Origin of the sequence: Dactylosporangium sp. NPDC000244, assembly GCF_040300725.1 — a bacterium.
In the GTDB taxonomy this organism is placed as follows: Bacteria; Actinomycetota; Actinomycetes; order Mycobacteriales; family Micromonosporaceae; genus Dactylosporangium.
In genome coordinates, this window is sequence record NZ_JBEPEH010000018.1 from 45,003 (window position 1) to 64,281 (window position 19,279).

Sequence of the window (19,279 nt, forward strand, 5' to 3'; positions counted from 1 at the left end):
GGGAGCCACGCGTGCCGGTAACTTTTGCCCTATTTGTGCGTTTAATGCAGCGTGTGGTCTCCGCGCCTCGCCGCCGCGCTCGTCCTGCCCGCTCTCGCCACGCCGCTCGCCACGCCGGTTTTCGCCGCCGGACGCCCAGACACGATCACCCGTTTCGCCGGTACCGCCGGCCTCGCGCAACTGACCGCAGACGCTCAAGGCGGCCTGGTCGCAGCCGATCCGAGCGGCGATCGAGTGGTGCGCATCGCACCCGACGGCGCCGTGACGGTCGTGGCCGCCGGCCCGGAGGCAGGACTCGACGAGCCCGAGGGCGTCGCGGTCGGGGGCGATGGCACGGTGTACGTCAGCGACGCCCGTCACCGTGTCGCGATGATCACGCCTGATGGTCGAACGCGCACTGTGGCCGGCAACGGTGTGGCCGGCGCTCCGGTGCCCGGCCCGGCGCTCGCGTCTCCGCTGGGCGCCCCGGCCGGCCTAGCCATGGACCGCGAGGGCAACCTGTTCATCGCCGACGACGGCGCCGTGTTGCGCGTTTCCCCATCCGGCACGCTGTCCGTCGCCGCCGAGACGACAGATTCGCGCACTGTCGCTGTCGACTCGCTCGGAAACCTGTACGTCTCCGGTCCCGGCTGCAGCATCGAGCGCATCGCGGCGGACGGTGTGCGCTCCGCGTACGCGGGGTCGGGCTGCGGCCACCCAACACCCGGCCCGGCACGGGAGTCGCGACTGGACGCGATCGAGCACTTGAGCGTGGACGATCGCGACAACCTGGTACTCGCGACGGACAACGGGGTCGCGATCGTCGCGCCGGACGGCACGCTCACCCTGCGTGGTGAGGGCGTGCGTGGTGAGGGCGTGCGTGGTGAGGGCGTGCGTGGTGAGGGCGTGCGTGGTGAGGGCGTGCGTGGTGAGGGCGTGCGTGGTGAGGGCGTCCGCGGAAGGTCGGCGGTCGCGAGCCTGACGGGCGCGGTCTTCGTCGGCGGCCCCGACGGCGTCGCCCGGATCGGTCCCGCCACACCGAGCGCCCCGCGCGATCTGCGTATCACGCCGCGCGATCGCTCACTCGAACTGTCGTTTCGCGCACCGCTGGACCCGGGCGCCGATCCGGTCATCGGCTATCAGGTCAGCCTCGACGGCGCCCAGACCTGGCAACCGCTGGCGACGGAGCCTGACGGGGACCGGCTGACGGCCGCCGTTCCGCGGCTGGACAACGGCGTGCAGTATGCGGTGCTCGTATCTGCTCGAAACACCGGTGGCGTGTCGCCGGGCAGCGTCATTCTGCCCGCCGTGCCCGGCGCGGCGTTCCTGGCGGTGACCGGGCCGGATGTGGCGGTGCTCGGGTGGGCCGGGCTGTTCGCGGTGCTGGTCGGGACGGGGCTGGTGGCGGCCGGAGCGGCGGAGCCGTCGTGCCGGCCGTACCGTGTGCGGCGTTTGTGGCGGCGGCGGGTGCTGCCGTGGTCGGGCTTGGCGGGGTCGGGCTGACTGGGTGCGGCGTTTGTGGCGGCGGGTGCTGCCGTGATCAAGCTTGGCTGGGACGGGCCGATCGGGCGCGGCACCATTTCCGTTGAGGGCACGGATATCACCGAGGCCGCGCGTGCCGAGACGGTCACGGGCTGCTCGGGGTGGCGCGGTCGGCGGCTGCGGCGGTTGACGAACGGCCGATGGAACGGGATGGAACGCGGGATAAGCGGAGTCCGGTCAGCCCCCTGACCCGGCACGGCGGCCCGCGTGCATGTTCTACCGCCTCGATGCCCGGGCGGGACCGGACCCGCCGGTGGCCCGCCCGGTTCGGTCGGTCCAGGGCCACCGGCCGGGCTGGCCGCCTTGCGCCGATTTCGGGCACGCCCGGCAGTGAAAGGCGGGTGCCGTTGTGGCCTCGAAAATCGCTGTCGAAGTGGCCGTCCTGGCCTGCGCAGGCAGCCGCGACCGGCCCCAGTTCAAGCGCGGGCGTCCGCTCCTGGTTCGGCCAGCCGACGCCCCTCGTGCCGGTTGCGAGCCCCGGGGTTTGCTGTCGATTTGCCGGTTTTGGCAGCATTGATGGGGGCTGGGGCCGACAATCGACGGGTGGAGCAACTGGGCACTGGTGGCGGCACGACCGCGCATGTCGGGCGGCAGCCGATCTACGACCGGGACGGGGCCGTTGTCGCGTATGAGCTGCTGTTCCGGGCCGGCACCGATGCGTTGAGCGCCGCGCGCACGGACGATCACGCCACTGCGCGCGTTCTTGTCGCGGCGTTCACCGAGTTCGGCCTCGAGGAGCTCACCGGCGGCAAGGTGTGCTTCCTCAACGTCACCAAGGCGTTCCTGACCGGGATGCTGCCGCTGCCGTTCGACTACAGCCAGGCCGTGCTCGAGGTGCTCGCCAGCGTCGAGGTCGACGATCAGCTCGTGGCCGGGCTGACGGTGTTGTCCGAACGTGGCTTTACGCTCGCGATCGATCACTTCGTGTGCGGCGGGCCCCGTGAGGTGCTGCTGCCGTTGGTCAGCTACGTGAAGATCGACATGCTCGGGGCCGACGAGGCGGGAGTGCGCGCGTGTGTGGAGCTTTGCCGGCGGTACGCCCACCTGCAGCTCGTCGCGGTGCGCCTCGAGAGCGCGGAGTCGCTGCGGCTCGCCTTCGAGCTCGGGTTCGATCTGTTCCAGGGGCACATTCTCGGGCGGCCGCACGTCGACACGACCTCGGCGCTCGCCCCGGGCAGACTCGCCCGGCTGCGGCTGCTCGCCGCGCTCACGGCGGACGACGTGGAACTCGACGAGGTCGTGGCGCTCGTCGGCCAGGATGCCGGTTTGAGCATGCGCGTGCTGCGCGCGACGAACGCGGCCACGTTCGGACTGAACCGGACGGTCACGTCGGTGCGCGAGGCGATCGTCGCGATGGGGCTGAACCGGCTGCGGCAGTGGGTCACGCTCATGCTCGTCTCGGACCTCACCACCGCCGACCACGAACAGCTCGCGCGCATCCTGGTCCGGGCGCGGCTGTGTCAGCTGCTCGTGGACTCCGCCGAGTTCCCGGGGGCCGAGGGGCAGGGCGACGCGGCGTACCTCGGCGGTCTGCTCTCCGCCGTCGCCGACCACTTCGCCGTCCCCGTCGACGAGATCGTGGACGGGCTGCCGCTGGGGCCGGAGCTGGGCGGGGCGCTGCGGGCGGGGGAGGGTCCGCTCGGCGCGATCCTGTACGCGGCGCGCGCCTACACCGACCCGGACCCGGACAACGACCACGGCGAACCGGGCGCGATCGTCGCCGCGTATCTGTCGGCCCTGCGCTGGGCCAACGGCGTCCTCGGCGAGCTGAGCCAGGAAATCCCGGACCGCGCCGAGGAACGGCTGCACGCCCTCGCCGGCTGAGCGTTCGAGGAGAAGGCGGGCATGCTGCGCATCGCCACCACTATGCGGGTGTGCGGCGCGATGCGGGCGCGTTCAGGAGGGGCGGCCGAACCTGACGGTCAGTGTCGTCCCGGCGCCCGGGGCGGTCTTCAGCCTCAGGTCGCCGCCGACCCGGGTGGCCCGCTCGTGTATGCCGACGATGCCGAAGTGGCCGTCGGCGTGCCAGCTTTTCAGGTCTCGCTGCTCGAATCCGCGGCCGTCGTCGTGGACGATCAGCTCGATCTGCCCGGCGGTGTCGGTGACGCGGACCGAGACGTGCGTCGCGGCCGCGTGCCGCTCCACGTTCGTGAGGGCTTCCCCAAGGATGCGTACCAGTTCGTACCGCACGTCCACCGGTGGTTCCACCCTGCCGACGCTGACCGCCGTCTCCACGCCGGCCCGCTCCGACCACTGCCGGCAGACCATCCGCACGGCGTCCGGGAACGGCTGGTCGGCGGTGTCGACCCGCAGGCCCTCCACGACCTCCCGGGCCTCCCGGGCCGCGGCTTCGGCGCCCTGCGACACGGTCATCGCCAGCTGCTCGGCCAGTGCCGGCTGGCGGCGCAGCGACTGCGGCAGTGCCAGGGCCGCGAACGAGATGCCGCGCAAGGTCTTGGCGACCGAGTCGTGCAGCTCCCGGGCCAGCCGTGCGCGCTCCGAGGCGGCCGCGGACTGCTGGGCGCGGCTGATGGTGTCGACGCTGAGCGCCATGAAGCGCACGAGCGCGTTCGTCGCGGTCGCGGCGCCGAAGCCGGCCAGGATGCACAGCACCGGGAACGCGGCGATGAACGCGGTGACGTCCGGCGAGGTGCGGGTCTGCTGCAGCAGCGTGTCGGAGGTGGCGAAGCCCAGCGCCGCATAGCCGAACCACACCGGCAGAGCGCGCATCCCGTTCAGCGAGCCGGCGAGCGCGGCGGAGCCGGCGAGGTAGCAGAAGTAGGCCATGCCGGCCATGCCGGCCTCGAGGAGCCCCAGGGCCACCGCGAGGTCGGCGAGCAGCGCCAGGTACGGGTGACGTACCGTCTGCGGCCACCGGGTCAGCACGCTGACCATGACGACGGTCGCGGTGGCGGTGATGGCGAGCACGGCCGCGACGCGCCACGGCTCGTCGACGACGAGGAGCCCTGAGCCGGACGCGACCAGCACGACCGCCGCGCGCGCGAGCAGCAGCGAACGGCAGACGGCAGCCGGTGCCACGGACGGGTCGATCCGGGCCACGCGGTGTTCCGGCGACGGCAGGGACGTCATGGGCCGATCGGTTCCCCAACGATGATCGTTTCGCGGACGCTGCCCATCGTCCGGTTTCGGGCGCCCCGGCGCAACTACTGCCGCTCACCGGGTGGCGGCGGCTACCCGGCGGCGCCCCGCGGGCGGGCGACGATCGACCAGCGCGCGCGGGGCACGTCACCGACGAGGACGAGGACCGTCGGCACTCCACCGGGCCCGGCGGGCGGCGGCGTCCCGCGCGGCCCGGCGTGGAACACGACGGCGAGCGCGCCGGAGGCGGGATGCGGCGTGTCGGAGCGGCCCATCAGCTCCTCGCCGGCGACCACGGTCGTGCCGCCGGCGAGCAACTGGCCGGCGAGGTAGCGGGCGTAGCGGATCCGGTCGGCGTGGGCGCCGGTCACCGTGATCACGTCGGGGGCGGCGGCGAGGTCGACGACCAGGGCGCCGTGCTCGGGGTGCACGCCGAGCACCACGGTGGCCGGCCGGTAGGCGCTGGCCACGCCGGGCGCGGTCCAGCGGAACGCCGGCGCCCCCCGATACGGCCGCGCGCCGATCAGGCTGACCGCCGCCGCAGTCGGACCGGCCACGACCTCGGCCCGCACGATCGCGTCGGCGTCCCGGCCGGACTCCTCCTCGGCGCCGTCAGAGACTCGCCGGCCGAATGGCTCGTCCGGCTCGTCGAGCGGGTCGTCGACGGGTTCGCCGGGCGTGTCGTCCCAGGCCTCGGGCGGGCCGGGGTCCGGCTCGGCGGCCGGGGCCGCACCGAGGGCGAGCGGGGCGCGCGGACGGTGGTGGGGCCGCGGGCGGGCCCGCAGCCGCCAGAGGGCGAGCTGCAGCACCGCGCCGGCACCGAGCAGCGCGACAGCGACGGCGAGCGCGGCCTGGATCAGGGGCCCGGCCTGGGAAAGCGCTGCGACGGCCTGCGACACGCTCATGCCGCCAGATCCTCGTGGCGGTCGCGGACGGCCCGGGCCAGATAGGCGGCGACACTGCGCCCAGCCCCGTGCGGCCGCAGCTGCCAGTGCGCGCCGCGGGCGTCGGCGAGGGCCACGACCTGGGTGGCCCGGTACGCCCGTCGCGGCAGCAGCAGCCGGGTGCCGGCGTCGAGGAGCCGGCCGGCGTCCGCCCGCACGGCCGGCAGGTCGGCGAGCCGGGCCGCGGTGGAAGCGACGTCGAGCGCGTCACCGGACCGGACGCGCAGCGTGGCCAGCCGGTGTTCCCGGTCGGGTGCGGGCGGGCGCGGGAGCAGGGCGAGCCCCGGCGGGGGACCGGTACCGACGGGGAGCAGCGCATAGCAGCGGCGGTACCTCCGCAGCGGGGCCGGCCAGACCGCCGACTCCTCCGGCAGGCCGGCGATGCCGTGCCCGGCACCCAGGCACCTGATCCGCACCGGCTCGTGCGGCACCGGCTCGGCGCCGATCAGCTCGCCGCCGGAGACGCGCAGCGCCGACACGGCCCGGCAGCGGTCCAGCCAGCCGGCCGGCAGCACGAACGCCCCGAGCCGGGCCGCGGCCAGGCTCGTGGAGCCGGGGGCGACGGCGTCGCTGGCCGGGACGTCGACCGCGCCGTGCCGGCCGACCTCGACCTGCAGCAGCCAGCCGTCGCGGACCTCCCCGGCCAGCTCGCCCGGGTCGAGCCGCCCGACGAGGAACAGCCGCGGGCTTGCCACACCGGCCGCGGGGTCGCCGCCCGCGGCCACGTACAGCGTGAACGGGTCGGCGTTGACCTGCGGCCGGTCCGGCAGCCAGGTCAGCGCGTGGCTGCGGTCGCCGCGGGCCGCCGACTCCAGCCGAGGCCCGAGCACGGGCCCGGCCGGCCAATCCAGCTGCTGCTCCGCCGGCCAGTCCACCGGCGGATCGGCGGGTGGGGCCGCCGCGGCGCCGGCGGCCGGGATCAGCCAGCCGTCGCGGCTCTCCCACCGCGGGGCGGGGTCGTCGCCGACGCGGACCCAGGTGCCGGGCCGGCCGTCGACGCCGACGACCCGCGGCAGATCGTCGGCGACGACGATCTCGGCGCCGGGCGCCGCCAGGTGGACCGTGCGGCTGGGCGCGGCGTGGCGCAGGTAGCGGCACAGCCCGTCCAGCTGCCGGCCGGTCACCGTCGCCAGCAGGGCCACGTCGCGGCCGACCGCCGCCGGGTCGCCGAGCATCCGGCCCAGCCGGGCCGCGCCGACGGCGAGGACGCTGCCGTCGGTGCACCGCCCGGCCAGCCGGCCGTCATCGAGCACGGTCAGGTCGGCGACCACAATGCCCTGCCGGGGCCGGACGCGGGGGTAGACGGACAGCAGGTCGCGGTAGCGGTGGTCCGGCACCGACACCGCGGCCACCCCGCGGTACCGGCGCACGACGAAGCCGCCGGCGGGCACGAGGCGTCCGTCGCGGTCGCTCTCGAAGCGGGGCGGCCCGGCCCGGCCGGGGCGGAACGCCTCCCACGCACCGCCGCTGACGGTGAGGTCACCGCAGTCGTCGGCGACGCGCAGCCGGGCATCCGGGCCGGGAGCCCAGACGACGGCGCCGGTGGCGCGGGCGAGCCGCTCGAGGTTGGCCCGCAGCCGTTGCCGGTGCCGGGGATCACCGGGCCAGTCCAGCCACAGCCGGACGTCCCGGCCGTAGAGCGTGAGCGTCGCCAGCTCGGCGGCGAACTCCTCGCCGGTGCGGTGCCGGACACTGCCGTCGTAGCCGCCGGTGAGCAGGTCACCGGCGGCGGTGCCGGCGCCGATCGTGACCAGGCCGGGGTGCCCGGGCGCGAGCCGGGCGGCGCGGGCCCGCCAGACGGTGAAGTCGTCGGCGGTGGCGAGGCACAGCCCGCCGGCCAGCGGGATCGTCACCATGCCGTGCCGTGGGCGGACCATCCCGGCGGTCAGCGTGAACCAGGTCGGCAGCGGCTGCCCGACGTCCGGCTGCAGCACGAGCCAGTCGGTGCGGCAGCAGGTGGCCCGGTCGACCGGCACCGGTTCGGGCCCGGTCGAGGCCGGCACGGAGCGGATGTCGGCCCCGGCCGGCGCGATGAACACGTCACGGCCGAGGATGTGCGCGACACCGGCGAGGAGGTCCCGGTGACGGGCGCCGTCGGCGAGCAGGACCCGCACGCCGAGGGCCGCGCCGTCGACCAGCGCGGCGATCTGCGGCGCCGACAGCGGACCGCGGACGCCGGGTGCCGTGAGTCCACGGTCGCCGCAGGGCGTCAGGGTGAGGTCGGCCAGCCCCGGCAGCGCGGTCATGCGGCGCGGCCTTCGGTCGGATCGTCGTCGCCGAAGCCGCGGGCCAGCAGCTCGACGCGCAGCGCCTTGAGCGCGTAGAAGGTGCGGGACTTGACCGTGCCGGGCGGGACCCCGAGCCGGTCCGCCGTCTCGTTCACCGGCCGGTCGTGCACGTACACGGCGACCAGCACCTCCCGGAACCGCTCGGGCAGCGCGGCGAGCGCCTCCCGCACCCCGGTGGCGTCGACGACCTGCTGGGCGAGGCCGTTGCCGTCAGGCCGCTCGTCGATCTGGCAGTCGCCGAGCTCGGTCGGCCGGGCCCGGGCCGCCCGGATGCCGTCGATGAGGATCCGCCGGCTCACCGTGCGCAGCCAGGCCCGGCTCCACGTGCCGTCCGGGCGCCGCGCCTGCGGGTGCCGCCAGGCCCGGATGAGGGTGTCCTGCAGGACGTCCTCGGCCCAGTGACGGTCCCCGCCGGTCAGCCGCAGCAGGTAGGTGAGCAGCGACGACGCGTGCTGGTCGTACAACTGCCGCAGCGAGTCGTCGATTCCCCCCGGCACGGATCGTGTCATCGTCGTCGTCCTCATTTCCGCCTCGATGCCGACAGCGGAAACGGTACGGATCAAGGTCCCCCGGCGGATGGGGCGAAGATCCCGGTTCACGGCCGGGGGAGGGTCCCGATTTCCGGGACAGGGGATCCCCCTTTTGGGGCACCGTCAGGACGGCGTGTTCCAGCGCACCGCGGCCTCGGTGCGGCTGACCACCTGGATCTTGGCGAAGACGCTGCTCAGATGGTTCTTCACGGTCTTCTCGGTGAGGCCGAGCCGCTGTCCGATCGTCCCGTTGGTCAGGCCGGCGCCGAGCAGCGTGAGGATCTCGCGCTCGCGGGCCGTCAGCCCGGTCCGGCGGGCCAGGTCGGCCCGCCACCGCTCGAGCCGGTCGTCGTCGTCCTCCTTGCGCAGCGCCGCCGTCGCGATCGGTACCGCCACCGGCGACAGCCAGCCCTGCCCGGCGGCGACCGCGCGCACCGCCCGCACCAGGTCCGGCGCGTCGAAGTGCCCGTGAACGAGATAGCCCTGGGCGCCGCCGCGGAGCATCGCCGCGATGACCCGCGGGCTGTCGTCGCTGGTCAGGGCGAGGACGGAGGTGTACCGGCTGAGCTCGGACACGACGTGCAGACCGTCGGCGACCGGCATGCGGTGGTCCAGGAGGGTCACGTCGGGATCGGTCTGGCGGGCCAGGTCGAGGGCCTGCTCGCCGTTGCCCGCCTCGCCGACCAGCACGATGTCCTGCTCGTTGCTCAGGATCGCCCGCAGCGCGGACCTGACGATCGGGTTGTCGTCCGTGATGAGCACCTTGATGGGCGAGTCGGTCATGGTCACACGAACGCGATGTCGTCGACGAAGAACCGGTAGGCGTGCGGCACGGCCTCGTGCACGACGGTCAGGTCGATCCGCTGGACCGTCTGGCCACCGGCGGGCAGCAGGTCGGCGACCGGGAAGGTGAAGTCCGTCCAGACGTCGGCCGGCGCGTTGACGAGCACGGTCCGGCTGCGGTTCGGCTCGGTCGTCGAGGACAGCGAGAGCCGGGCCACGGTGCCGTTGACGCGGCCGCCGTAGATCCGAAGCCGCAGCGAGGCCGGCATGGTCGCGGCCGTGGCGGCGCTCAGCCACACCGTCGTGCCGTTCTCCTTCGGCTCGATCCGGATGGCCACCACGTCGGAGCCGGGGACCCGCTCGGCCGCGAACACGTTGCCGTTCGCCGCGGCGACCTGCCAGCCGGGGCCGAGGGTGTTGGTGTAGACGGTGCAGGCCGGCGGCGACGCCGACCCGCCGGAGGTCGCGCACGGCACCGCACCGGAGCGGTCCGTCGCAGGCGGGGAGAAGGCGGCGACGGTACCGCTGGTGGCCGACGGCGCGGTGCCGCTCGGCGCCGCCGTGGCCGGGCCGCTCGAAGGGCCGCCCGACGCCCCCGCACTCGCCGACGGCGCCGCCGCGGTGCCCTGACTCGTCACCGCGCCCATTGCCGGCCCCGCACTGGGCTGGGCATCGTCGGCCGCGGGATCGTCGCCCGGGATGAGCAGTGGCGGCACCGCCACCGTGATCAGGCCGATCGCGGCCATCAGGCAGATGTTGCGCCAGCGGCGAAGCGTGGCGGCGCGCTGTGTGCCGTCGGCGTGCCGGCGGCCGCGGCCGGGCTGCTCGGTGCTCTCGGAGCCCTCGGTGGGAGTTGCCATGGTCGGAGTCGTCAGATCCATTCGCTGCACAAGCCCTTCCCCCAACAGGGGACCATGGTGCGGTGAAAATGATCGCGGCGCAACCACCGGCGGAGTCGTCCAGGTTGACGGTTCGTGTCCACCGCCGCTACGGGCGGGGCGTCCGTGAACCGGCCTGGCCCGGCGTACGTCATCCGGTCGTGACCTCCCCGGGTCCGGGCACTGATCCGGTGCGGGGACGGGTCGCCGAGGGGTGGCCGCCGGTGCCGGCCCGGATGAGGAGGATCGCCATCATGCTTGCTGTCGCCATCGTCGATGACCACCCGGTCCGGCGGGCCGGGCTGGAGAAGTTCATCGCCGAGACGCCGGGCCTCTCGGTCGCCCAGTCGGTGCCGGCCGCCGACGAGCTCGACGCCCACACGCGGTTCCGGGTGGCCATCCTCGATCTGCCGCAGCTGGCGAGCACGCCGGTCCTGGCCGCGATCGAGTGCCTCGGCGCGCGGGCGCCGGTCGTGGTGAGCTCCTCGTGGGAGGGGCCGCTGACGTTCGGTGCCGTGCTGCGGGCCGGCGCCTGCGGGTTCGTCTCCAGCCACTGCGACGGCCCGGTCATCGTCGCCGCCCTCGACGCGGTCGGTCACGGCGGGTTCTACGTCTCGCCCGGGCTGACCGGCCGGTTCCGCGGCGAGGTCGTGCGCCACGTCAGCGAGGACCCGGCGGGGCTCGCGCCGCGCGAGGTCGAGACGCTGCGCTGGATCGCCCGCGGCCTCACCCACGCCCAGATCGCCGGCCGGATGGGGCTGACCGAGGCGACCGTCAACACGTACGCGAAGCGGATCCGGGCGAAACTCAACGCCGGCAACAAGGCGGAGCTGACCCGCCTGGCGATCGAGCTCGGCCACATGTCCGGCGATCTTCGGCGCTTTCCGGCCGCCTGACGATTCGGCTTTGCCGGCGGTACCGCAGCCGCGGTGCCCGTCACCCATGAGCGTGCACTGTCTGCGTGCCGGAGACGGCCCAGCCGGCGAGCGTCTGCCCCTCGGCGCCGGGCCGGCGCTGCCAGCCGCCGGCGTCGTAGCGGTACTCGCGCAGGATCGTCGTCTGTGCGTAGGACCCGGCCGGCAGCAGCAGGTCGACGCCGTCGTCCGTCAGCCGCTCCGCCCGGCTGCGCAGCGCGGACAGTCGCCGCAGCGTGGTCGCGGTGGCCGGCACGTCGACGGCCGCGCGCCGCCCGACTCGCAGCTCCAGCAGCCGGTGCCCGGCCGCGGGCGCGGGCCGGTGCTGGTGCAGCCGCAGCCAGGTGCCCAGCGGCTCCGGCGACTCGGGGACGACCACGAAGCAGGAAACGGTGGTCCGCAGCGAGCTCTGGGGCCACCGGACGACCTCGTTCGGCAGCCCGGCCACGCCGTGCTCCGCGCCTTGGCTCTGGATGCGCAGCGGCCGGCCGGTGAGCCACCGGGGCGGGGCGACCCCGCCGGGCGTCACCCGGTACGCCGCCAGGAGGCTGGCCCGCGACAGCCACGCGGCCGGCAGGAGGTACACGTCGTTGTGGCCCAGCGCGGCGCGCAGCCGGTCCGGGACGACGGCCTCGCTCGCGGTCACGTCGACCGCCCCGCCCGGGCCGACCCGGACCGCGACGAGCCACTCGGCGTCGGTCCGTGCGGCGAGCCCGCCCTGGTCGAGATGGCCGAGCAGGAACAGGTGCGGGCTCGGGACGCCGTCGGTGACCATCCGGTCGGGGGTGGTCGGGCAGGCGATGTGGACCTCGAACTCCTCCGAGTTGGCCTGTGGCTGCGCGGGCAGCCAGCTGATCCCGTGCGGGGGCGTGCCTCGCACGACCGGCTCGATCCGAGGCCCGTCGAAGAACCGTGACGAGCTCGGCCGCGGCGGGCTAGCCGGCTCGCCCAACGGCTCGCCCAACGGCTCGTCCAATGGCTCGCCCGACGGCCGGTCGCCGGCCACGGGAGCGGCGGCCGCGCGCCGCATCTGCGCAAGCCACGAGTTTGCGGGCTTGTGCGCCGGCCCGGACTCGTCCGGCGGCGGGGCCTGCGCGGGCACCGCGACGGGCCGCAACGGCACCGCCGAGACCGGCATCTGTTCCCCGGCGCCCCCGATGGACGCCTCCTCGGGGCGGGGCCGGCTCGTGCCGGAGGTCCGGTCCCGGAGACGGTCGGCCGTGGACGGCTCGGCCAGCTCGACCGGCGCCCCGAGCTGACGGGCCAGATCGGCGGCGTGCTGCTGGGCGCCGGCCACCTGCTCCGGGGAGAGCGGCGACAGCAGCGTCACGGGACCGCCGGCCCAGCCGGCGTCGCGCAGCAGCCGTTCGAGCTGCCGGGCGCCGGCCGCGAGGAAGCCGCCGTCGGCGTACCGCAGCGCCAGCCGTCCGTCGGCCAGCACGGCGAGCTCGAGGCCGAACGCGGCGGCGGGGTCGGCCTGTCCGTAGCGCTGGGCCAGCTCGCGTTCGCGGTCCGGATGGGTGCTCAAGAGCATGCCCGGCAGGGCCTGGACACGGACGCCGCCGGCGGGGACCAGGCGTCCGTCCACATCGGACTCGTAGGCGGGCCGGCCGATCGCGCCGAAGGCCTCCCAGCCGGTCGGTTCGCCGTCCGGGCCGATCGCGGTCAGGTCGTGACAGCCGTCGAGCAGCGCGGCGCGGGAGCCCTCGCGGGGCGCCCAGACCGTCCCGCCGGTGGCGTCGGCGAGATCGAGCAGCCCGTCGCGCAGCCGCGCTCGGGCGCCGCCGCCGGCCGGCCAGGTCAGCCACATCCGCAGCTCGGCCCCGTAGAGCGGCAGCTGCGCCAGGCCCGCGGCCAGGTGCAGCCCGTCGTGACCCCGGGAGCGCCCGCTGTACTCGCCGATGACGAATGCGCCGTCGCGGACCCGCACGCAGACCGTGACGATCCCGGGATGCCCAGGCCGGATCGCCTCCGCGGCGGTCCGGTCCGGTCCGAAGGTCTCGCGGGTCGCGAACATCAGGCCGCCGCCCGGCAGCCGCAGCGTCACGGGCCCGGTACGCGGCAGCACCGGCTCGCCGACGAGCCGGAACCATGCGGCCACCGAGTCGATGCGCCCGGACGCCGGAATCGACCACCAGTCGGCCGGGTCGCTGTCCGCCCCGGCCACGGCCGCCGGGCGTGCGGGCCGTGGCCCGGCCGTGGCCGGCGGGAACAGGATCTCGCGGTCGAGCAGCCCGGCGAGCACGGCCAGGGTCGGCAGGTGCTGCTCCCCGACCGGTGCGGCGATCCGCACCGGCCCGTCCGGCAGCCCGGCCCGCCCGACCAGCGCCGCGAGGTCCGTCGCGCTCAGCGACCGCCCGGGCGCTGCGGGCCGGGCCAGCCCGCCGTCGTGCGCGGCCACGAGCCGCAGCTCGAAGGGGCCGCCGGTCGGCGTCTCGGTCCTCACCGCACGCACCCCGCCCGGCCCCGGCGGCAGCCGTCGCCCGGGTGTCTCGTCGTGATCGTCATCAACCGGCCCTGCCTCCTCGGTAGGTTCGCGGGGCACCGGTCGATCCGGCCGCGCGGGCCACGACCGTGACCCGCTGGTGGAACAGCTCGGGTCTGTGCTGACCGGCGGCCTCGTCGAGGCCGTCACTGCGGTGGTACGGACGCCTGGGCCACGAACGCCCGCAACGGGCCCAGCATGTCCTCGGCCCGGCGGCGGATCGTGTCGCCCACGGCCGCGTGGGCGAGCAGCAGGTGCCGTTCGATGGCCGCGACGTCCTCCGCGGCCCGGGCGTCGATGTGCACCGCGGTGAGCCGGCCGGTGAGGGTCATGGTCAGCCGGACGCAACCGGAGGCTTCGGTGACCTCCGACTCCTCCATTGTGGACGCCGCCGTGGCCAGCTGGTCGCGGAGCGCGAACGCCTGGTCCAGCATTGACGCAGTGTGCTCGGGCTGAGTCATCACGCCTTCCCTCCCGGTGTGGTGGCCGGTCGACGGTGGTCCCCGGCATCCAGGGAACGAGCACCGCCCGGCGTCCGGTTCATCGCGCGGCGGTGGTTCACGCGCGGTGACGGCCGGATGCCGCCCGTGCGCGCGTGGCACCACCGGCGGCACATTCGCCGCCGTCTGTCACCGCCCGGCCACGATCAGCGGCTATGCTGCTCGGCCAGGCGCACGAATAATGGAGACCTCGATCCATGACCCGATCAAGGTGCGGGAGTACGGGGGCCACATGAGCGCACATCCAGGCGTCGAAGCCGTGAACGTGCACGTTCTCGACCAGCTGGTCGCGTACTTCCAGGACGACCTCAGCCCGGACGAGGAGTACGCCGTCGAGGCGCACGTGCTGCGGTGCGAGGGCTGCCAGGCCGAGTTCGACGAGCTCAGCGCGGTCGTCCTGCAGATCGTCCGGCATGCGCCCGGCCTGCTCGCCAAGCCACCGGCGGGCCCCGGCCCGGCGGCCCCAGCGGCGTAGGCGTCGCGTTCACCGCCGGACCGTCCGCGTCGCCGGGCGGATCGTGGACAGCAGGGTGATCACACCCTGCCCGGCCACCTGGATCGTCTGGTAGCCGCGGGCCGGCCGCGCCCGGCAGGTCACGCCCAGCACCTGAGCCGCCCGCACCAGCAGCCGCACCGACGACCGGTGCCGCTCCCGCACCCGCAGCCCGGACGCGGTCACCTTCGGCCCCGCGGTGAGCAGCGCGGAGCGCCAGACCGCCGCGGCCCGCGCCCGCAGCTCCGAGCCGGCCACCCCGCGGCCGTCGAACAAGAATCCGGCGTTGCGGTTCCACTCCTCGCGCAGGCGCTGCACGACCGACGTCGGCTCGGCCCCTTCGACGTCCACGACGAAGGTCTCGTACCGCCGCCGGATGCCCGTCACGCGCCGGCGCATCCAGCACTGAGCCTCCGGAATGGACCCCATCAGGTCGATGAACCGGGCCGCCGCGGCCGCCGAGTCGAACTCGACCCGCAGCGGCGCGCCCGTGGCGAAGGCGTCCCACGGGTCGGGCGGCCCGCCGCGCTGGACGACATGGGGCACCGCCGCGGCGGCCAGCAGCATGAGGCTCGCCTCGAACAGCTCGCCGTCATCGGACATGGGCGTCTTCCTTCCGCCGGGCCGGTCCGGCGATGCGGAACCAGGCCTGGGTGAGGACCTCGTAGGAGACGGCGCGCTTGTACCACTCCCGGTGCGCGGGGCCGGTCGCCGGGAACTGCGCGGTGCGGTGCTCGGTCATGAGGGGTGTCCCGTCTGCGGGGGTGCGGGTCATCGGACGGAGCCGGCGAGCACGCTGTGCAGGAAGTAGCGCTGGAAGAGGAAGAAGACCGCCAGCGGTACCGCCATGGAGACGAGCGCACCGGGCGCGATCACGTCGATGTTGGAGGGGAAGGAGCGCATCTGCTCCTGCAGCACCGACGTGATCGGCGCGCTGTCGGAGCGGGCGAGGACGAGCGCGACGACGAGGTCGTTCCACACCCACACGAACTGGAACACGGCCAGCGAGGCCAGGGCCGGGCGGGCCGGGGGCAGCACGACCCGCAGAAAGATCGCCGCCTCGCCGCCGCCGTCCATCCGCGCGGCCTCGATGAGGTCGGCCGGCACGCCGGCGTAGAAGCCGCGCAGGAGGAAGATGGCGAACGGCAGCCCGAACGCGACGTGGAAGGCCACGACGGCCGGGATCGTGCCGGACACGCCGAGCAGGCGGAACAGCCGTGCGTCGGGGATGATCGCCGTCTGCACCGGCACGGCGATGAGCCCGGCGAGCACCAGCGTCACGACGGGCCGGCCGGGGAAGTCCAGCCAGGCGAGGGGGTACGCCGCGGCGGCGGCGATGACCACCACGAGCACCGTCGACGGGACCGAGATGAGCACCGAGTTCCACAGGGCGTGCCCGATCCGCCCGTCAGCGAGCACGCCCTCGTAGTTGCGCAGGGTGAGCTGGGTCGGCGCGGTCAGGACCGTCCACCAGCCGGTGTCGGCGTTGTCGGCGGGGCTGCGCAGGCTGGTGACGGCGAGGCCGACGGTCGGCACGAGCCACCACAGGCCGACGACGACGAGTACTACCCGCGCGGCGCCGCGGCCGGCCCGCCGGGCCGCCCGCACGAGCGGATGCACCCGGGGCCGGGGGTCGGGTTCGGTTCCGGCCGGCTGCAGCCGTGGCACGGAGATCGGCGCGAACAGGCTCACCGCTCGCTCCTTCGCAGGCGATGGACGTTGAACAGCACCCCGGGCAGGGCGAGGACGAGCAGCAGCACGCCCAGGGCGCTGGCCCGCCCGATGTCGCCGAACGAGGAGCGCCACATCTCCAGCGCGAGGACCGACGCCGGGCCCTGCGCCGACTCCGGCGCCACGACCAGCACCAGGTCGAACACCTTGAGCACGTTGACGGTCAGGGTCAGCAGCACGAGGACGATCACCGGCCGCATCAGCGGCACGGTCACCTTCCGCAGGATCTGCCAGTCGCCGGCGCCGTCGACCCGGGCGGCCTCGACGGTCTCCTTCGGGATCGCCGCCGACCCGACCGAGATGAGCACCATCGCGAACCCGGCCCAGACCCAGATGTACACACCGATCATCGCCGGGGTGACCAGCGCCGGTCCGAGCCAGGTCAGGCCGGCGAAGGGCTCGGTGAAGTTGGCGGCGGTGAGCCGCACGACGTAGCCCTGGCCGGTCAGCTGCGGCAGCCGGAACGTGCCGTCGCCCGCGGTGCGGGTCCGGGCGACGACGGCACCGTCGCGCAGGATCTCGACCTCGACCTGCGGCAGGCCGAGCTCGCCGGGGTCGATGACGCCGGGCCGCCCGCCGGCCGCGGTGAAGTCCGACCACACCACGCCGCCGATCCCCGCGCCGGGGGCCGGGGCCGGGGCCGGGCGGGCCGTCGGCGGCAGCCGGTCGGGTTCGAGGCCCAGCAGCGGCAGCAGGACGGTCTCGCCGGCCGCGACGGTCCGGCCGGTCTGCACGGCACCGCCGCCGGCGACCAGCCCCTGGCCGTCGCGGGCCCGGGCGCCCGGGTACGGCGCCGGCGGCACGAATGCGTCGTGGACACCCACCACGACGGCGTTGACGACCCCGCGGTCCGGGCTCTCGTCGTAGACCAGCCGGAACGTGATCCCGGCGCTGACCAGCGAGATGGCCATCGGCATGAACAGCACGACGCGCACCGCGGCGGCGCGGCGGACCCGCTGCGCCAGGACGGCCACCAGCAGCCCGGCCGCGGTGACCAGGTTGGGTGCGACGAGGATCCAGACGGCGTTGTTGAACAGCGCCTGGCGGATGCGCGGCGTGGTGACGACGTCGGCGTAGTTGGCGCCGCCCACCGCGCCGCGGCCGGTCGCGTCGTGGAAGCTCCACCACACCGTCTGCCCGATCGGGTACAGCACCAAGGCCCCGACGAGCAGCACGGCGGGCGCGAGGAACCACGCGGCGGGCCAGCTCCGGGCGGTGCGGGCCATCACGCGCCGCCGTACGCGATGGCGGCGGCCGTCTCGAGCCGGGCGGCGACCGTTGCCGGGTCGGTGCCGGGCGCGGCGAGGAACTCCTGCAGCAGCCGCCACATGCTGGCCCCGTTGCCGCCGCCGAACCCGGCCGGCGTCATGTCCGACAGGTCGAAGCGCACCGTCGTGGCCCGCTGCAGGCTCTCGGCGAGCGCGCGCGTGGTCGCGTCGGGGTAGACGGCGGCGTCCAGGCCGAGGTTGACCGACAGGAACCCGCCGCGGCGGGCCATGATCGCGGCGGCCTCCGGCGACGCCAGGTAGGCCATGAGCGCCATCGTCACCGGCCGGTCGGTGAACGCGACCGCGGCATCGCCGCCGGCGACGATCGCGCCGCCGGTGCCGTCCACGGACGGCCAGGCGAAGTACCGTGCGCCGTCGCCGATGCGGTACCGGCCCAGCCGGGCGATCTCGGTGGTGACGAAGTCGCCTTCGTACAGCATCCCGGCCCGGGGCCGTTGCCCGAAGACGTCGGCGACGGAGCGGGTGAAGGTGGTCTGCAGCGCGCCGGCCGGGCCGCCCTGCAGGAACCGCGGCGCGGCCCAGTAGCGGCCCATCGCCCGCAGGGTGTCCACGACCGCCGGGTCGGTCCAGGGCAGCTGCCGCGCCGCCAGCCGGTCGTAGGCGTCGGCGCCGGCCAGCTGCAGGAAGAGGTTCTCGAACCAGTCGGTGAGCGGCCAGCCGTCGGCGCCCGGCACCGCCATCGCGGTCGTGCCGGCGTCGACAAGCGTCTGCGACACCGTCGTGAGGTCGTCGAGGGTCGCCGGTGGCGTGACGCCCGCCGCGGTGAAGGCGTCGCCGCGGTACCAGATGACCGACTTGTTGGCGGCCTTGAAGTACACGCCGTAGAGCCGGTCGCCGACGCTGCCGAACCGTTGCCACTGCGGCGAGAAGTGCGTGCGGACCGCCTCGGCGGCCGAGCCGGTGATGGGTTTCGCGGCGCCGGAGGCCGCGTACCGGGCGATCACCCCGGGCTGCGGGATCATGGCGACGTCGAACGGCACCCCGGCCGCGACCTGCCCGGAGACCAGCACGCCGAGATCGCCGCCGCCGGAGGTGTACCGCACGCGAGCCCCGGTGCGGTCGCCGAACGCGCGCAGCACCCGTTCGAAGTTGGCCTGCTCGGCGCCGGTCCAGGTGCCGGCGACGTCGAGCGACTGCCCGGCGAACGGCTTGGCCGGGCCCTCGGCGGCGTCACAGCCGGCCAGCAGCAGGGCGGCGCACAGCCCGGCGGCCACGGCTCGGGCGGCCCTCACCACAGGCTCCGGCCAGTGTGCGCGTCGAACAGCATCAGGCGGGCCAGATCGATGCCGAGCATGATCGGACTGCCGACCCTGGCGGCCCAGCCGCCGCCCATGCGGGCCACCAGGGTCGGTGCCGGCTGGTCGAGGCCCTCGCCGTCGGCCAGCTCCAGGTGGACGAGCCGGTGCCGGCCGACGGGGAGGATGTCGCGCACCGTCCCGTGCAACACCAGCGCCGCTGATCCCGCGGCGGCGGGCCGGCGCTCCATCGCGTCTCGCACGTCCCCGGGGCGGACCCCGAGCACGACGGGCCGGCCGAGGTGGCGGCGCAGGCCCGGGCGCTGTCGCACCAGCGCGCGGACCGGCACCTGCTGGCCGCGGACGGCCAGGACCGGGCAGCCGAGCCGTTCGACGAGCAGCGCCGGCACCCGGTTGACCGCGATGTGTCGCATCGGTCCCTCCCGGTCGCGCTCGACGGCATGTGGGCCAAGTGTTGGCGGCCGGTGCCGGCGCACACCAGAGCCGGCGGCCAGGTGTGACGGTGCTGCAAGGCACCTCACAAGATCAGCAACCGGGTCGCCGGTCGTGAACTTGCGGGCACCCACGG

General features: G+C 74.9%; 18 protein-coding genes. 4 read left to right on the forward strand and 14 right to left on the reverse strand.

Translation table 11 applies throughout. The annotated features are described in order from the left end of the window. Positions 1–51 precede the first annotated feature (51 nt). The gene (locus ABT369_RS25580; protein ID WP_350615534.1) at positions 52–1,482 is read left to right on the forward strand and encodes a fibronectin type III domain-containing protein; all 1,431 of its coding nucleotides are present in this window, start codon (positions 52–54) and stop codon (positions 1,480–1,482) included. 582 nt (positions 1,483–2,064) lie between these two features. Beyond that, positions 2,065–3,345 carry an EAL and HDOD domain-containing protein gene (locus ABT369_RS25585; protein WP_350615536.1) on the forward strand — a complete coding sequence of 427 codons (1,281 nt, stop codon included), beginning with the start codon at positions 2,065–2,067 and terminating at the stop codon, positions 3,343–3,345. Between the two features lie 72 nt (positions 3,346–3,417). Here ABT369_RS25585 and ABT369_RS25590 read toward each other — a convergent pair whose 3' ends face one another. The 6 genes from ABT369_RS25590 to ABT369_RS25615 form a co-directional block, all read right to left on the reverse strand. Further along, positions 3,418–4,611: a sensor histidine kinase gene (locus tag ABT369_RS25590; RefSeq protein WP_350615537.1), complete on the reverse strand. Its 1,194-nt coding sequence runs from the start codon at positions 4,609–4,611 to the stop codon at positions 3,418–3,420. 101 nt (positions 4,612–4,712) lie between these two features. After that, positions 4,713–5,525, reverse strand: a complete 813-nt coding sequence (locus ABT369_RS25595) for a hypothetical protein (protein ID WP_350615539.1) — start codon at positions 5,523–5,525, stop codon at positions 4,713–4,715. After that, positions 5,522–7,810 carry a hypothetical protein gene (locus ABT369_RS25600; protein ID WP_350615540.1) on the reverse strand — a complete coding sequence of 763 codons (2,289 nt, stop codon included), beginning with the start codon at positions 7,808–7,810 and terminating at the stop codon, positions 5,522–5,524. The genes ABT369_RS25595 and ABT369_RS25600 overlap by 4 nt, the downstream gene beginning before the upstream one ends. Further along, positions 7,807–8,361 carry a sigma-70 family RNA polymerase sigma factor gene (locus ABT369_RS25605; protein WP_350615542.1) on the reverse strand — a complete coding sequence of 185 codons (555 nt, stop codon included), beginning with the start codon at positions 8,359–8,361 and terminating at the stop codon, positions 7,807–7,809. Before ABT369_RS25605 ends, ABT369_RS25600 begins: the two co-directional genes overlap by 4 nt. A 144-nt stretch (positions 8,362–8,505) precedes the next feature. Then, a complete protein-coding gene (locus ABT369_RS25610) occupies positions 8,506–9,165 on the reverse strand; it encodes a response regulator (protein WP_350615543.1) in 660 nt (219 codons plus the stop codon). A 2-nt stretch (positions 9,166–9,167) separates the two neighbouring features. Next, on the reverse strand, positions 9,168–10,025 hold the full coding sequence (locus ABT369_RS25615; protein ID WP_350615545.1) for a hypothetical protein: 858 nt from the start codon (positions 10,023–10,025) through the stop codon (positions 9,168–9,170). Between the two features lie 272 nt (positions 10,026–10,297). Here ABT369_RS25615 and ABT369_RS25620 point away from each other — a divergent pair, with 272 nt between their 5' ends. Beyond that, a complete protein-coding gene (locus ABT369_RS25620; RefSeq protein WP_350615546.1) occupies positions 10,298–10,939 on the forward strand; it encodes a response regulator transcription factor in 642 nt (213 codons plus the stop codon). Positions 10,940–10,979: 40 nt separating this feature from the next. On the opposite strand, the gene ABT369_RS25625 is transcribed toward ABT369_RS25620, so the two are convergent. Together ABT369_RS25625 and ABT369_RS25630 are read right to left on the reverse strand one after the other, a co-directional pair. Beyond that, the gene (locus ABT369_RS25625; protein ID WP_350615548.1) at positions 10,980–13,403 is read right to left on the reverse strand and encodes a hypothetical protein; all 2,424 of its coding nucleotides are present in this window, start codon (positions 13,401–13,403) and stop codon (positions 10,980–10,982) included. Between the two features lie 185 nt (positions 13,404–13,588). Continuing rightward, the gene (locus ABT369_RS25630; RefSeq protein ID WP_350615550.1) at positions 13,589–13,876 is read right to left on the reverse strand and encodes a YbaB/EbfC family nucleoid-associated protein; all 288 of its coding nucleotides are present in this window, start codon (positions 13,874–13,876) and stop codon (positions 13,589–13,591) included. Positions 13,877–14,174: 298 nt separating this feature from the next. On the opposite strand from ABT369_RS25630, the gene ABT369_RS25635 reads away from it, so the two are divergent. Continuing rightward, complete coding sequence (locus ABT369_RS25635) at positions 14,175–14,417, forward strand: anti-sigma factor family protein (RefSeq protein ID WP_350615552.1); 243 nt, start codon at positions 14,175–14,177, stop codon at positions 14,415–14,417. Positions 14,418–14,426: 9 nt separating this feature from the next. Here the strand turns inward: ABT369_RS25635 and ABT369_RS25640 are convergent, their stop codons facing one another. The 6 genes from ABT369_RS25640 to ABT369_RS25665 are packed head-to-tail and all read right to left on the reverse strand — an operon-like array spanning position 14,427 to position 19,124. Continuing rightward, entirely contained in the window at positions 14,427–15,038 is a 612-nt protein-coding gene (locus ABT369_RS25640; protein ID WP_350615553.1) for a hypothetical protein, read from the reverse strand. Continuing rightward, positions 15,028–15,177 (reverse strand): hypothetical protein, encoded by a 150-nt coding sequence (locus ABT369_RS25645; RefSeq protein WP_350615554.1) that lies wholly within the window; start codon positions 15,175–15,177, stop codon positions 15,028–15,030. The genes ABT369_RS25640 and ABT369_RS25645 overlap by 11 nt, the downstream gene beginning before the upstream one ends. 29 nt (positions 15,178–15,206) lie before the next feature. After that, positions 15,207–16,127, reverse strand: a complete 921-nt coding sequence (locus ABT369_RS25650) for a carbohydrate ABC transporter permease (RefSeq protein ID WP_350615556.1) — start codon at positions 16,125–16,127, stop codon at positions 15,207–15,209. Then, positions 16,124–17,392 carry an ABC transporter permease subunit gene (locus ABT369_RS25655; RefSeq protein ID WP_350615557.1) on the reverse strand — a complete coding sequence of 423 codons (1,269 nt, stop codon included), beginning with the start codon at positions 17,390–17,392 and terminating at the stop codon, positions 16,124–16,126. Before ABT369_RS25655 ends, ABT369_RS25650 begins: the two co-directional genes overlap by 4 nt. Beyond that, on the reverse strand, positions 17,392–18,687 hold the full coding sequence (locus tag ABT369_RS25660) for an ABC transporter substrate-binding protein (RefSeq protein WP_350615558.1): 1,296 nt from the start codon (positions 18,685–18,687) through the stop codon (positions 17,392–17,394). The genes ABT369_RS25655 and ABT369_RS25660 overlap by 1 nt, the downstream gene beginning before the upstream one ends. Beyond that, on the reverse strand, positions 18,684–19,124 hold the full coding sequence (locus ABT369_RS25665) for a TOBE domain-containing protein (RefSeq protein WP_350615560.1): 441 nt from the start codon (positions 19,122–19,124) through the stop codon (positions 18,684–18,686). Before ABT369_RS25665 ends, ABT369_RS25660 begins: the two co-directional genes overlap by 4 nt. Between the last annotated feature and the right edge of the window lie 155 nt (positions 19,125–19,279).